The 13,666-nt window shown below is 41.0% G+C and carries 11 protein-coding genes; all 11 read left to right on the top strand.

Annotated elements, in window-relative coordinates; all coding sequences use genetic code 11:
* Positions 1-5: 5 nt before the first annotated feature.
* The 11 genes from asnB to rsgA all read left to right on the top strand — a co-directional run bounded on the left by asnB (position 6) and on the right by rsgA (position 13,664).
* On the top strand, positions 6-1,673 hold the full coding sequence (asnB, locus tag CGC63_RS10970; RefSeq protein WP_003019778.1) for an asparagine synthase (glutamine-hydrolyzing): 1,668 nt from the start codon (positions 6-8) through the stop codon (positions 1,671-1,673).
* A gap of 97 nt (positions 1,674-1,770) precedes the next feature.
* Complete coding sequence (locus CGC63_RS10965) at positions 1,771-3,264, top strand: UDP-N-acetylmuramoyl-L-alanyl-D-glutamate--2,6-diaminopimelate ligase (protein WP_003019780.1); 1,494 nt, start codon at positions 1,771-1,773, stop codon at positions 3,262-3,264.
* Positions 3,261-5,486 carry a replication restart helicase PriA gene (gene priA, locus CGC63_RS10960; RefSeq protein WP_003019783.1) on the top strand — a complete coding sequence of 742 codons (2,226 nt, stop codon included), beginning with the start codon at positions 3,261-3,263 and terminating at the stop codon, positions 5,484-5,486. Before CGC63_RS10965 ends, priA begins: the two co-directional genes overlap by 4 nt.
* A 15-nt stretch (positions 5,487-5,501) precedes the next feature.
* Positions 5,502-5,981 (top strand): peptide deformylase, encoded by a 480-nt coding sequence (gene def, locus CGC63_RS10955; protein WP_003019786.1) that lies wholly within the window; start codon positions 5,502-5,504, stop codon positions 5,979-5,981.
* The gene (fmt, locus tag CGC63_RS10950; RefSeq protein WP_003019789.1) at positions 5,978-6,910 is read left to right on the top strand and encodes a methionyl-tRNA formyltransferase; all 933 of its coding nucleotides are present in this window, start codon (positions 5,978-5,980) and stop codon (positions 6,908-6,910) included. Before def ends, fmt begins: the two co-directional genes overlap by 4 nt.
* Positions 6,911-6,934: 24 nt before the next feature.
* On the top strand, positions 6,935-8,299 hold the full coding sequence (gene rsmB / locus CGC63_RS10945) for a 16S rRNA (cytosine(967)-C(5))-methyltransferase RsmB (protein ID WP_003019792.1): 1,365 nt from the start codon (positions 6,935-6,937) through the stop codon (positions 8,297-8,299).
* On the top strand, positions 8,287-9,333 hold the full coding sequence (gene rlmN / locus CGC63_RS10940) for a dual-specificity RNA methyltransferase RlmN (protein WP_003019795.1): 1,047 nt from the start codon (positions 8,287-8,289) through the stop codon (positions 9,331-9,333). Before rsmB ends, rlmN begins: the two co-directional genes overlap by 13 nt.
* Before the next feature lies 1 nt (position 9,334).
* A complete protein-coding gene (locus CGC63_RS10935) occupies positions 9,335-10,078 on the top strand; it encodes a Stp1/IreP family PP2C-type Ser/Thr phosphatase (RefSeq protein ID WP_003019796.1) in 744 nt (247 codons plus the stop codon).
* Positions 10,072-12,282, top strand: a complete 2,211-nt coding sequence (gene pknB / locus CGC63_RS10930) for a Stk1 family PASTA domain-containing Ser/Thr kinase (protein WP_003019800.1) — start codon at positions 10,072-10,074, stop codon at positions 12,280-12,282. The genes CGC63_RS10935 and pknB overlap by 7 nt, the downstream gene beginning before the upstream one ends.
* 130 nt (positions 12,283-12,412) lie before the next feature.
* Positions 12,413-12,703, top strand: coding sequence for a helix-turn-helix domain-containing protein (locus CGC63_RS10925; protein WP_040351142.1), 291 nt, complete (start codon positions 12,413-12,415; stop codon positions 12,701-12,703).
* An 85-nt stretch (positions 12,704-12,788) separates the two neighbouring features.
* Positions 12,789-13,664 carry a ribosome small subunit-dependent GTPase A gene (gene rsgA / locus CGC63_RS10920; RefSeq protein WP_003019806.1) on the top strand — a complete coding sequence of 292 codons (876 nt, stop codon included), beginning with the start codon at positions 12,789-12,791 and terminating at the stop codon, positions 13,662-13,664.
* Positions 13,665-13,666 lie beyond the last annotated feature (2 nt).

Genomic DNA, 13,666 nt, shown 5'->3' with positions numbered 1-13,666 from the left:
GGGACATGAGAGGATTTTTTGATTTTACATTAGAAACTTCAGAAGATAAGCTTGTTTTTGACGGAGGAATATACAATTTCGAGGAATTAAAAAGAGAATTAACCGGCAGAGGAATTTTCATTGTAAAGGGAGATGTGCCGGAAATATGTTTAAAAGGATACCGAGAATACGGAGAAGACTTCTTTAAAAAAATAAACGGCACATTTGCTCTGGCGCTTTGGGATGGAAAAGAAAGAAAGGCTATACTTTGCAGAGATAAAATAGGAGTAAAACCGCTGTATTATACCCTATTTAAAAATAAGATTTTCTTTGGCTCGACAATTCAAGACGTGCTGGAAAATTCGGGAATAGAGGCTGTTGTAACAACGGAGGGACTGTGTGAAATTTTTGCACTGGGGCCTGCGAAAAGCCGCACTGCCGATATTTTTCAGGGAATTTCAGAGGTGATTCCGGCACAATATGTAGTTTTTCAAGAGGGAAAACTGCAAAAGCGCATATATTGGAAATTAGAAAGCTTTAAGCATAAAGACTCTTTTCCTGAAACTGTGGAAAAAACAGCATGGTTGCTCAAAGATGCTGTAAAACGTCAGATGCAGGCGAATACCCCTGTGAGTACCTTTTTGTCAGGAGGGATAGACAGCAGTCTGGTAACGGCAATCTGTGCAAAGGAACTGAAAAGACAGGGGCAGCAGCTGGATACCTTTTCTTTTGACTTTGAAGGAAACCGGAAATATTTTAAGGCAAATGCGTTTCAGCCCAGTCAGGACAGACCATGGGTAGAAAAAATGGTACAGTATGCAGACACAAAGCATCGATATCTGGAATGTGACAATGATGATTTGGTGGCTTATCTGTATAAAGCCGTGGATGCGGCAGATTTGCCTTGTATGGCAGATGTGGAAGGCTCAATGCTGTACTTTTGCGAACAGACGGCAAAGGAAAGAAAAGTGGTTTTAACAGGGGAAGGGGCAGACGAGATTTTCGGAGGCTATCCTTGGTTTTATAAGGAAGAGAGCTTTGCTATGAGAGCTTTCCCATGGTCTTTTGATATGAAGCCACGTCAGACACTTTTGGCAGATACATGGATAGAGCGTCTTCCTATGGAAGAGTATGCAAGAGAAGCCTATGAAAAAACCATAGAGGATACACCGGCGCTGGAAGGTGAAACAGGCAGAGAAAAAAGGCGAAGAGAGATTTCTTATTTAAATCTGAAATGGTTTATGGCAACACTTTTAGACAGAATGGACAGAACCAGCCGAGCTTGTGGCTTGGATGCAAGAGTGCCATTTGCAGATGAGAGAATTGTGCAGTATTTGTGGAATGTTCCATGGGATATGAAATATAGAAATCATACGGTAAAAGGGCTGCTGCGCTTTGCGGGCGAGGGCTTGTTGCCGAAGGACGTTTTATGGAGAAAGAAAAGTCCTTATCCAAAAACCTATAATCCTTTCTATGAAAAGCTACTGGGAGAAGAATTAAAAGGTGTTCTGGCAAGACCGGATGCCCCTGTAAAACAGTTTTTGGATGAAAAGAAGGTAAAGCGGTTTTTAAGCAGTCCTTCCGATTACGGAAAACCATGGTATGGCCAGCTTATGGCAGGACCGCAGATGCTGGCATATATGCTGCAAGTGAATTACTGGCTGGAAAAATATAAAATAAAAATAAAAGAATAATGGTTTTATTAAAAATCTGCAAGGCATGGGAGAGGGGCTTGCCCCTTCTCCTGTTTTTGTGTTATTCTAAAGAGAAAGATAAATTCTACACCCGATTATGAAAGGGGAATATGAAAATATGAAAAAATTAGCAGATTTACTGGAGAAGCTGGAATATCAGTGTCTTCAGGGTACAATGGATAAAGAAATTACAAATATTACATTTGACTCCAGAAAAGCAGAAAAAGGCTGTCTGTTTTTCTGTATAAAAGGTGCGGTTTCAGACGGACACGCTTATGCCAAAGATGTGGCAGAAAAAGGCGCAGCTGTTTTAATTGTGCAGGATAAGGTGGAAGTGCCGGAAGAAGTAACCGTTATTCAGGTGGAAAACAGCCGTTATGCCATGGCATGTATCTCCGCCGCATGGTTCGGACATCCGGCAGAGAAATTAAAGACCATAGGAATTACGGGAACAAAAGGAAAAACAACCACAACCTATCTTGTAAAGTCCATTTTGGAAAATGCCGGTCATAAAACAGGACTTATCGGAACCATTGAAACCATTATCGGCGAGAAGAAAATTCCTTCTGCCAATACCACACCGGAGTCTTATCTGGTTCAGAAATACTTTGCAGAAATGGTAGAGGCAGGCTGCGACAGCGTGGTTATGGAGGTTTCTTCTCAGGGTTTGATGCTTCACAGAACAGCAGGTTTTCAATTTGATATCGGTATTTTTACCAATATTGAGCCGGACCATATCGGACCAAATGAGCACAAGGACTTTGCAGATTATCTTCACTGCAAGGCGCTTCTGTTTAAGCAGTGCAAGGTGGGTATTTTTAATGCAGATGCAGACCATTTAGATGAGATTTTAGAGGGACATACCTGTCAGGTGGAAACCTTCGGATTTTCCGAAAAGGCAGATTTAAGAGCAGAAAACACAAAGCTGGTAACAGGAAAAGGAACACTTGGAATTGCCTATGATGTAAAAGGCTTGATGAATTTTCCTGTGGAAATTGATTTGCCGGGAGCCTTCAGCGTATACAATTCTCTGACCGCCATTGCCGTGTGCAGACATTTCGGCGTAACGCCGGAGAATATTCAAAAAGCGTTAAAGCAGGCAAAGGTAAAAGGCAGAATTGAGATGGTAAAAGTTTCTGATGAATTTACCTTGATGATTGATTACGCACACAATGCCATGAGTCTGGAGAGCCTTTTGACAACGCTAAAAGAGTATAAACCAAATCGTCTGGTATGTTTATTCGGATGTGGAGGCAACCGCTCCAAGCTCCGCCGTTATGAAATGGGAGAAGTGTCCGGTAAACTGGCAGATTTAACCATTATTACTTCGGATAATCCCCGTGATGAAGAACCGCAGGAGATTATTGATGATATTAAAATCGGCATTGGAAAGACAAACGGAAAATATGTGGAAATCATTGACAGAAAAGAGGCCATTGCCTATGCCATTCATCACGGACAGCCGGGCGACATTGTAGTTTTGGCAGGAAAAGGTCACGAGGACTATCAGGAAATTAAGGGCAAAAAATATCCTATGGATGAGCGTGTGCTTATTCAGGAAATCTTAGAAGAAGATAAACAGAATAAATGAGTAAAGTTTATGCAGATATTATCGTAGACATTTCTCAGGAAAAGCTGGATAAAAGTTTTCAGTATGAAATTCCGGAGAATTTGCAAAATCAGGTGGAAATCGGAAAAAAAGTGCTGGTTTCCTTTGGAAACGGAAACAGAAAAATAAGCGGTTATGTCATTGGAATTTCAGATACACCGAAGCTTTCACCGGAGAAAATCAAGCCTGTTTTGGAGGTTGTCACACAGGGGATTGAAATTGAGTCTCATTTGATTGCCCTTGCAGGCTGGATTGCCAAAAACTATGGCTCTACCGTTAATCAGGCATTAAAAACCGTGCTTTTAGTAAAGGAAAAAGCTTCTGCAAAAGAAAAAAAATATATACGACTTCTGATTTCAAAGGAAGAAGGGCAGACTTATCTGGAAGAATTTACAAGGAAGCATTATCTGGCAAAAGCCCGTCTTATGGAAGCACTTTTAGAAAATCAGGTGCTGGAATATAAGGAGGCAATGGACACTTTAAAGCTTTCCTCATCAGTGATTAAAGGAATGGAAGAAAAGAAGCTGATTGCTGTTGAAAGAGAACGATTGTATCGTACTCCTGTACCGAAAGATGCACAAAGGGGATATGAGTACCAGCTTTCCAAGGAACAGAAGGAAGTTGTGAGCGAGATTTTCAAAGAATGGCAGCAGGAGCAGCCTCGTCCTTGCCTTATAAAAGGGGTGACGGGAAGCGGCAAAACACAGGTCTATATGGAGCTTATAGAGGCTGTATTAAAACAGGGAAAGCAGGTCATTGTACTTATTCCGGAGATTGCCTTGACTTATCAAAATGTAGTGCGGTTTTACAGCCGTTTTGGCTCCTGTGTGTCTGTTATCAATTCCCGTTTATCTGTGGGAGAACGTTTTGACCAGTTTGAAAGGGCAAAAAAGGGAGAAATTTCCGTTGTCATTGGTCCACGCTCTGCCTTGTTTACACCTTTTCCAAATCTGGGACTGATTATTATTGATGAGGAGCATGAGGACTCCTATAAAAGTGAGAAAACACCTTGCTACCATGCAAGAGAAACCGCTGTCCAGCGAGGGAAAATGGAAAGTGCAAGGGTAGTTATGGGTTCTGCTTCTCCCAGTGTAGACAGCTATTACAGAGGAAAAGCAGGTGAATATCAGCTTTTATATCTAAATGAGAGATATGGAGGAAAAGAGCTTCCAGAGGTAGAAATCGTAGACTTGAAAGCAGAATTAAAGACTGGAAATCGTTCGATTTTCAGCCATGTACTGACAGAGAAGCTTGAAGAACGATTACAAAAAAAAGAGCAAAGCATTTTATTCCTCAACAGGAGAGGATATACAGGTTTTGTCAGTTGCAGGTCTTGCGGTTATGTAGTGAAATGTCCCCATTGTGATGTTTCTCTTACTGCTCACAGAAACGGAAAGATGATTTGTCATTACTGCGGCTATGAGATACCACAGGTAAAAACCTGTCCGTCCTGCGGCTCTCCTTATATTGGAGGATTTAAGGCAGGAACGCAGCAGATAGAAACGCTGCTGAAGAAAAGCTTCCCTGATGCCAGAATTCTCCGCATGGATGCAGATACCACAAAAAACAAAGGTGGACATGAAAAGGTGCTGTCTGCCTTTGCGGCAGGGGAAGCAGATATTCTCATTGGTACGCAGATGATTGTAAAGGGACATGATTTTCCGAATGTAACATTTGTGGGTGTTTTGGCAGCTGATTTATCCTTATACAGTGAAGATTATCGGGCGTCTGAAAAGACCTTTCAGCTTCTTTTACAGGCAGTAGGAAGGGCAGGAAGAGGTCGAAAAAAGGGTGAGGCGGTTATTCAAACCTATCATCCGGAGCATTACAGTATTTTGGCGGCGGCAGCGCAGGATTATGAAGCTTTTTATCAGGCAGAGATTGGCTATCGCCTTTTGATGGATTACCCGCCGGCTGCTTTTATGACAGCAGTGAGAGGCTCTTGTAAAAACGAAGAATTATTAAAACAGGCAATGGAATACTGCCGAAAATATATAGAAAAAATATATAAAAAAGAAGATTTGATTTTAGTAGGACCTGCTCCCGAAACAGTTGCAAAGGTGCAGGACTATTATAAAATGGTTTTATATATGCGCCATGAAAACAGAGAAATTCTGGTCAGGCTAAAAGATGCACTGGAAAAATATATTGCAGTAAATAAAGGTTTTCAGGACATTTATATACAATTTGATTTTAACGTTTAGAAAAGGAGAGAAAAAATGGCATTAAGACAAATCAGAACACAGGGTGACGATATACTTACAAAAGAGTGCAGAAAGGTAGAGAAAATGACTCCGAAAATCAGAGAGCTCATTGACGACATGTTTGATACTATGTATGAAGCTTACGGAGTAGGATTGGCAGCGCCTCAGGTGGGAATTTTAAAACAGATTGTAGTCATTGACACTACGGGAGAAGACCCCATTGTACTGATTAACCCTGAAATTATAGAAACCTCCGGTTCTCAGACAGGAGAAGAAGGATGCTTGAGCGTTCCGGGAATGTCAGGAGTGGTAACACGCCCGAATTATGTGAAAGTAAGAGCCTTTGATGAAGATATGCAGGAATTTATTTTAGAAGGTGAAGAGCTTTTGGCAAGAGCAATCTGCCATGAAACAGACCACCTTCACGGAAGATTATATACAGAATTGGTGGAAGGCGAGCTTCATCACACAAGCTATGAGGAGGATGAAGAATGAGAGTAGTTTTCATGGGAACACCCGATTTTGCAACGGGAACCTTAGAAGAAATTGTAAGAAGCGGTTATGAGATAGTTGGCGTAGTAACACAGCCGGATAAGCCAAAGGGAAGAGGAAAAAACCTCATGCCAACACCGGTAAAAGAAGTGGCTTTGAAATATGATTTGCCGGTATATCAGCCCAAAAGAGCAAAAGAACCGGAATTTATCGAAACTTTAAGAGGCTTAAAACCGGATGTAATTGTGGTAGCTGCTTTTGGTCAGATTATCACAAAGGAAATTCTGGAAATGCCTCGTTTCGGATGTGTGAACGTCCATGCTTCTTTACTTCCGGCATACAGAGGAGCAGCGCCTATTCAGTGGGCTGTTATTAACGGAGACAAAGAGTCCGGCGTTACCATTATGCAGATGGATGAGGGAATTGATACCGGAGATATGATGGATAAAGTGGTTGTACCTATTGCAGAAGACGAGACAGGAGGAAGCCTGTTTGATAAGTTAAGCGAAGCGGGAGCAAAGCTTTGCGTAAAGGTTTTAAAGGATTTGGAAGAAGGCAAAGCAGTGAGAGTAAAACAGCCAAAAGAAAGTACAACTGCTTATGCTTCCATGATTAGCAAAGGTATGGGAGAAATTAAATGGGACTGCAAAGCAAAAGAAATCGAGCAGTTAATCCGTGGTTTAAATCCATGGCCAAGCGCTTATACAAAAGTTCATGGGAAAATGTTAAAGCTTTGGAAAGCAGAGGTTTTAGAGGATACTGCCCACAGACAGACGGGTGAAATCGTAAAAATCGAAAAAGACGGTATTTGCGTACAGACAGGGGAAGGACTGCTGAAAATTCGTGAGCTTCAGTTAGAAGGAAAGAAACGCATGGATGCGGCAGCTTTCTTAAGAGGCTACTCCGTTTCGGAAGGAGAAATCCTTGGATAGAAGAATTAGAGGATTAGATAGAGTATGGTAAATAAGGTAAATTTAAGAGAATTGGTACTGGGGATTTTGCTGGAAATCAATAAAGAAGGACAGCACAGCCATCTGGTTATCCGCAGTACATTAGAGAAATATCAATATCTGGAAAAGCAGGAAAGAGCTTTTCTTACCAGAGTCTGCGAAGGAACGTTAGAATACAAGCTGCGTTTAGATTATATTTTAGACCAGTATTCTTCCGTACCTGTGGAAAAGATGAAACCGGTTATCCGTGAAATTTTAAGAAGCAGCGTATATCAGCTTTTATACATGGACAACGTGCCGGACAGCGCAGTTTGCGACGAAGCGGTAAAGCTGGCAAGAAAAAAAGGGTTTTATAATCTGACAGGTTTTGTCAACGGTGTTTTGAGAAAAGTGGCAAGAGAGTACGGCAGTATCCATTTTCCGGAAAAAGATCAGCCGGTGGAATATCTTTCTGTTTTATATTCCATGCCAAAATGGCTGGTAGAAAAATTTTTGGGAGAGTATGGATTTGAAAAGACGGAAAAGATGTTGGAGGCGTTTTTAACGGAAAAACCTACGACCATTCGTATTCGTCAGCATCTGGTAGATAAAGGAGCTGTACTGGACAGCCTGAAAAGACAGAAGGTAACAGTGGAACCGGCTCCGTATGTGGAAAATGCCTATTATATAAAGGACTATGATTATCTTCCTGCTTTGGAAGCTTTTCGCATGGGAAACATTCAGGTGCAGGATGTCAGCTCCATGCTGGTAGGTGAAGTGGCAGATCCAAAAGAGGGAGATTATGTCATTGATTTATGTGCAGCGCCGGGCGGAAAGACTTTGTGCATTGCAGATAAGTTAAAAGGAACAGGGCGGATAGATGCCAGAGATATCAGCAGAACAAAGACAGACCTCATAAGGGAAAATGCCATTCGTCAGAACTTTTTAAATGTAGTGGTAACAGAAAAGGATGCCACGCAGTTAGACTCGGAGTCTTTTGAAAAGGCAGATATTCTTATTGCGGATGTACCCTGCTCCGGTCTGGGCGTAATCGGAAAGAAAACAGACATTAAATACAATATCACACAGAACGGAATTGCAGAGCTGGTAAATTTGCAGAGAAAAATTCTGGAGCAGGCTTCTACTTATGTAAAACCGGGCGGTACATTGATTTATAGTACCTGTACCATTAACAAAGAAGAAAATATTGAAAATGTCCGCTGGTTTGTGGAAAATTACCCTTATGAATTAGAAAGTATTGATGATTATCTCTGCGAAGAACTGAGAAGCGATACCACAAAGGAAGGATATTTACAGCTTCTTTCGGGAGTACATGATTGTGATGGATTTTTCATTGCGAGATTAAAGAGGAAAACAGAATGGAACAGATAGAAATAAAATCCCTAAGTCTGGTACAGCTAAAAAATGTGATGATTGAAATGGGAGAAAAGGCTTTTCGTGCAAAGCAGATTTATGAATGGCTGCATCAAAAGCAGGCAGAGAGCTTTGATGAAATGAGCAATCTGTCCGCAGCCCTTCGGGAAAAATTAAAAGAGCGCTGTGTACTGACTACATTGAAAATGCTGGAAGTGCAGACTTCAAAAATAGACGGAACACAGAAATATCTTTTTGCCCTTCCTGACGGAAATGTAGTGGAAAGCGTATTGATGAAATATAAACACGGAAACAGCGTGTGTATTTCTTCTCAAGTAGGATGTAAAATGGGATGCAGATTTTGTGCATCTACCATTGGCGGTTGGACAAGAAATTTGCTCCCGTCAGAAATGCTGGAACAGATTTATCGTATTCAGAAGCTGTCGGGAGAGCGTGTTTCCAATGTAGTCGTGATGGGAACAGGAGAACCTCTTGACAATTATGAAAATTTATTGCAGTTTATCCGACTTCTGACAGATGAAAACGGTCTGCATATCAGTCAGCGAAATCTCACTGTATCTACCTGTGGCATTGTGCCGAAAATGTACGCACTGGCAGAGGAAAATTTGCAGATTACACTGGCGATTTCCCTTCATGCTTCCAATCAGGAGAAGCGTGCAGAGCTGATGCCCATAGCCAATAAATATTCTATTGAAGAAGTGTTGGAGGCGTGCAGGAATTATTTTGAGAAAACCGGCAGAAGACTTACCTTTGAATACAGCCTTGTAGGCGGAAAGAATGACACAAAAGAGGACGCAGAGGAGCTGGCACGGCTGATTAAGGGGCTGAATTGTCATGTGAATTTAATCCCTGTAAACCCCATTAAGGAGCGGGATTACGTGCAGTCAGACAAAAAAGTTATAGAGAATTTCAAAAATAAACTTGAAAAATACCAAATAAATGTTACTATTAGAAGGGAAATGGGCCGGGATATTGACGGGGCCTGTGGACAGCTAAGGAAAAGTTATATCGATAAGAAAGAGGACTCGTAAGATGAAATCATATTCTGTAACTGATGTGGGACAGAAACGTCAGGTAAATCAGGACTTTGTGTTTGCATCTGAGGAGCCGGTAGGAAATTTGCCAAATCTTTTTATCGTTGCAGATGGAATGGGAGGGCATAATGCAGGAGATTTTGCTTCCAGCTTTGCCGTTCAGACATTTCTTCATTCTGTTTTAGAAGATGAAAATCAAAATCCCATAAAGATTATCCGCAGCGCAATAGAAGAAGCAAATCGTAAGGTTCTTGAGAAAGCCAGAACACATGCAGATATGTCAGGAATGGGAACGACCATGGTACTTGTTACTGTTGTAGATGACTATGCTTATGTAGCTAATGTAGGTGACAGCAGACTGTATCTCATAGAGGATCGGATTACTCAGATTACAAAGGATCATTCCCTTGTACAGGAATTAGTAAGACGAGGATTGCTGACGAAAGAAGAAGCACAAAATCATCCGGATAAGAATAAGATTACAAGGGTAATCGGTATTAGTCCGGAGATAGAGGTAGACTTTTTTGACATACATTTAAAGGAAAACAGTACCTTACTATTATGCTCAGATGGATTGTCTAATATGGTTTCTGATGAGGAAATCTGGAGAATTGCAAATACAAGCAGGGATTTAAGGGAAATGGGAATGCGTCTTGTTTCTCTGGCAAATGAAAACGGCGGTAAAGATAATATAGCAGTAGTGCTGGTTCAGCCAGACACAAAAGAGGTGGAAATATGTTAAATATGGGAATAATTATAGGTGAACGGTATGAGGTTGTGGGCTGTATAGGCTCCGGCGGTATGGCGGATGTTTATAAAGCAAAAGACCATAAACTAAACCGTTTTGTGGCGATGAAGGTGCTGAAGCCGGAATTCAGCGCAGATACAAATTTTATACGGAAATTTCAAAGAGAAGCTCAGGCAGCAGCAGGTCTGGCGCATCCTAATGTAGTAAATGTCTTTGATGTTGGGGAGGATAAAGGCATTAACTATATTGTAATGGAATTGGTAGAGGGTATTACCTTAAAAGACTATATTTCGAAAAAAGGGAAGCTTACAGTAAAAGAAGCCACTAGTATAGCAATTCAGGTTTCTATGGGGTTAGAAGCAGCACATAATAGAAATATCGTACATCGTGATATTAAACCGCAGAATATTATCATTTCCACAGATGGAAAGGTGAAAGTAACAGACTTTGGTATTGCCAGAGTGGCATCATCAAATACTATTAGTACCAATGCAATGGGTTCTGTTCATTATAGTTCTCCAGAGCAGGTACGTGGCGGTTACAGTGACTTTAAGAGCGATATTTACTCACTGGGTATCACCATGTATGAAATGGTGACAGGCAGAGTGCCTTTTGACGGAGACACAACGGTTGCCATTGCCATTAAGCATTTACAGGATGAGATGGTTCCTCCGTCTCAGTATGTGGCAGAGCTACCTCACAGTCTGGAAGAGATTATCTTAAAATGTACACAGAAAAGTCCTGACAGACGATACAGTACATTGGCAGAGCTGATTAACGATTTAAAACATTCTTTGATTGATCCAAACGGAAACTTCGTAAATCTGACTCCGTTAAGTAATCATGCACAGACCATTATGATTACACCGGATGAAATGAAAGAAATTCAGAACAGCGCTTATACACAGCCATCCTCTATCTATAATGATGAAGAAGACGATGAAGATGATGAGGACGAAGAAATCTTTGAAAAACCATCTAAAAAACGTCGCCGCAGACATGAAGAGGACGATGAGGATGAGGAAGACGAAGATGATGACGATGAAGAACGTGGCGGAATTAACACCAAGCTGGAAAAGGCAATGACCATCGGCGGTCTGATTATCGGCGGTATTATTATCTGCATCCTTATCTATATGATTGCATCCGCAGCAGGCTTGATTAAAGGCGGAAGCGGAAAGACAGAGAAGCCAAAGGTAGAGCAGACACAGGAAAAAGAGGATGAAAAACTGGAAGTTCCTGATATTGTAGGAAAATCTGAAGACGATGCGTTAAAAGAGTTAAATGCAAAGCATCTGGGACTGAAAAAAGGCGGCGAAGAAGCATCTGATACAGTACCGGAAGGTATGATTGCTCGTCAGGAGCCGAAAGCAGGAACAAAAGTAGAGAAAAATACAAAGGTTACTTATTACGTCAGCACAGGAAAGTCTGAAGAAAAGGAAGAGGTTACTATTCCAACAGGACTTGCCGGAAAAGCTTTAAGCGATGTTCAGGCTGAATTACAGCAGTTGGGACTTAGCAAAGTAACGATTGAAAAGACAAAAAGCGAAGATGTAGCAGTAGGTAAAGTTATTTCTGTAAATCCAAAAGAAGGTACTTCTGTTTCCAAAGACACAGAAGTGACAATTACAGTCAGCATCGGTTCCGGCGATGAAATGGTATCCATACCAAATGTTCGTGGAGTAAAAGCAGCAGATGCACAGGCAACCTTAGAGAAAAAAGGACTGATTGTAACAGTGGAAGAAGCTTATGATGAAAATGCCGGTGTCGGAGAAGGTGAAGTATATGCACAGACTCCAAAGGCAGGAAATCGTGTAGAGGCAGGAACTTCTGTAACAATTAAGGTTCTGAATAAAAATGCTGCTTCCAATGGAAGTGGAGAGACACAGAATGGCGAAAGCGTAGAAGCCGGACAGTGGGCTACACCGGAAGACGTCAACATTGAAAAACCAAGCAATTATCAGGGTGGTCAGGTACGCCTTCGTCTGGTACAGGACGGAGACGGCAGCCAGAGTAGCGGAGGAAAAGTTATTCTTTCCGATAAGGTGCTGGAATTCAGTGAAAAAGGCGGCTACAATGTAGGAAGAATTGTAGGAAAAGAAGGCGTTTCCGAAGGAACATTGTATTTCGATGAAATGCAGGCTGATGGAAATTATAAAGTTTTATATCAGTATCAGTTAGAATTTAAACAAGAATAAGAAAATTTATGCCGATAGTTGGGGCAGGATTTTTAATCCTGTCCCATTTTGCATGTTCGGATAAATTTCTTGACAAATATGTTGTATACGACATACAATGAGATTGTTCTTGAAAGGATTGGTGAAAATAATGAGTGAATTTCGTGATTTTTTAGACGAACAGCTTGAGGATAAAGAGTTTAGAGAAGAATATGAAAATATGTCTCCGGAATTTGATATTATTCGAGCAATGGTAGCAGCAAGAAAAGAGCGAAATATGACACAAAAGGAATTAGCAGAAAAGACAGGGATAACGCAGGCAGATATTAGTCGTATTGAAAACGGTACACGTAACCCTAGCCTTGATATGATTAAAAGATTAGCAAAAGGAATGGGAATGAGGCTAAAATTAGAATTTATTTCAGAGCCAACAAAACGATAATGGAAATTAAAGAGTATATAATATTTACAGTATACAGAAAATGTGATATAACTAGAAAAGCTATAAAGAAATACAGGTAGGTTCAATGCAGGGAAGAATTATAAAAGGAATTGCCGGCTTTTATTATGTAACAGCAGAGTCGGAATTATATGAATGTAAAGCAAAAGGAATTTTCAGAAAAGAAAAAATGAAGCCGCTGGTAGGCGATTTGGTAGAAATAGAAATTTTAGATGAAGAAAAGAAACTGGGAAATATTGTAGATATTTTACCCAGAAAAAATTCTCTTATCCGTCCGGCTGTGGCAAATATTGATCAGGCTCTGGTTATTTTTGCCGCAAAAGAGCCAAATCCAAATCTGTCCTTACTAGACCGATTTTTAGTGACTATGGAGCGACAGGAAATTCCGGTTCTGATTTGTATCAATAAAGAGGATTTGGCGCTGCCGGAAGAAATAGAGGAAATCAAGACGATTTATCAAAGATGCGGTTATCCTGTCATCTTTACCAGTGCAAGCAAGGAAAAGGGAATTGATGAGCTTCGTGCTGTTTTAAACGGTAAGACCACAGCGGTGGCGGGCCCTTCCGGTGTTGGGAAATCTTCACTGACAAATTTGCTTGCTCCCGGTATCGACATGGAAACGGGAGAAATCAGTAAAAAGCTTGGAAGAGGACGTCACACCACAAGACATTCCCAGCTTATTGAATTGTGGCAGGAAACATATCTTATGGACACACCGGGATTTACTTCTTTTTATGTGGAAAACATGGAAAAAGAGGAGCTTCGTTATTATTTTCCTGAATTTCAGGATTATGAGGGAAGCTGCAGATTTCAGGGGTGTACCCATACCCATGAGCCGGGCTGTATGGTAAAAGAAGCTTTAGAGAATGGTAAAATCAGTCGAAAAAGATACGAAAATTATTTAGAAATGTATAGAGAATTAGAGGAAAAGAGGAGGTATTAGAA

The organism is Blautia hansenii DSM 20583, assembly GCF_002222595.2.
GTDB lineage: Bacteria > Bacillota > Clostridia > Lachnospirales > Lachnospiraceae > Blautia > Blautia hansenii.
Note: the sequence above shows the minus strand (reverse complement) of the source record. Positions and strands in the feature narration are given on the sequence as shown.

Coding starts and splice junctions, on each gene's coding strand:
- asnB (WP_003019778.1), top strand. CDS start 6: ATGAGAGGATTTTTTGATTTTACATTAGAAACTTCAGAAGATAAGCTT.
- rsmB (WP_003019792.1), top strand. CDS start 6,935: ATGGTAAATAAGGTAAATTTAAGAGAATTGGTACTGGGGATTTTGCTG.
- CGC63_RS10925 (WP_040351142.1), top strand. CDS start 12,413: ATGAGTGAATTTCGTGATTTTTTAGACGAACAGCTTGAGGATAAAGAG.
- fmt (WP_003019789.1), top strand. CDS start 5,978: ATGAGAGTAGTTTTCATGGGAACACCCGATTTTGCAACGGGAACCTTA.
- CGC63_RS10935 (WP_003019796.1), top strand. CDS start 9,335: ATGAAATCATATTCTGTAACTGATGTGGGACAGAAACGTCAGGTAAAT.
- def (WP_003019786.1), top strand. CDS start 5,502: ATGGCATTAAGACAAATCAGAACACAGGGTGACGATATACTTACAAAA.
- CGC63_RS10965 (WP_003019780.1), top strand. CDS start 1,771: ATGAAAGGGGAATATGAAAATATGAAAAAATTAGCAGATTTACTGGAG.
- pknB (WP_003019800.1), top strand. CDS start 10,072: ATGTTAAATATGGGAATAATTATAGGTGAACGGTATGAGGTTGTGGGC.
- rlmN (WP_003019795.1), top strand. CDS start 8,287: ATGGAACAGATAGAAATAAAATCCCTAAGTCTGGTACAGCTAAAAAAT.
- rsgA (WP_003019806.1), top strand. CDS start 12,789: ATGCAGGGAAGAATTATAAAAGGAATTGCCGGCTTTTATTATGTAACA.
- priA (WP_003019783.1), top strand. CDS start 3,261: ATGAGTAAAGTTTATGCAGATATTATCGTAGACATTTCTCAGGAAAAG.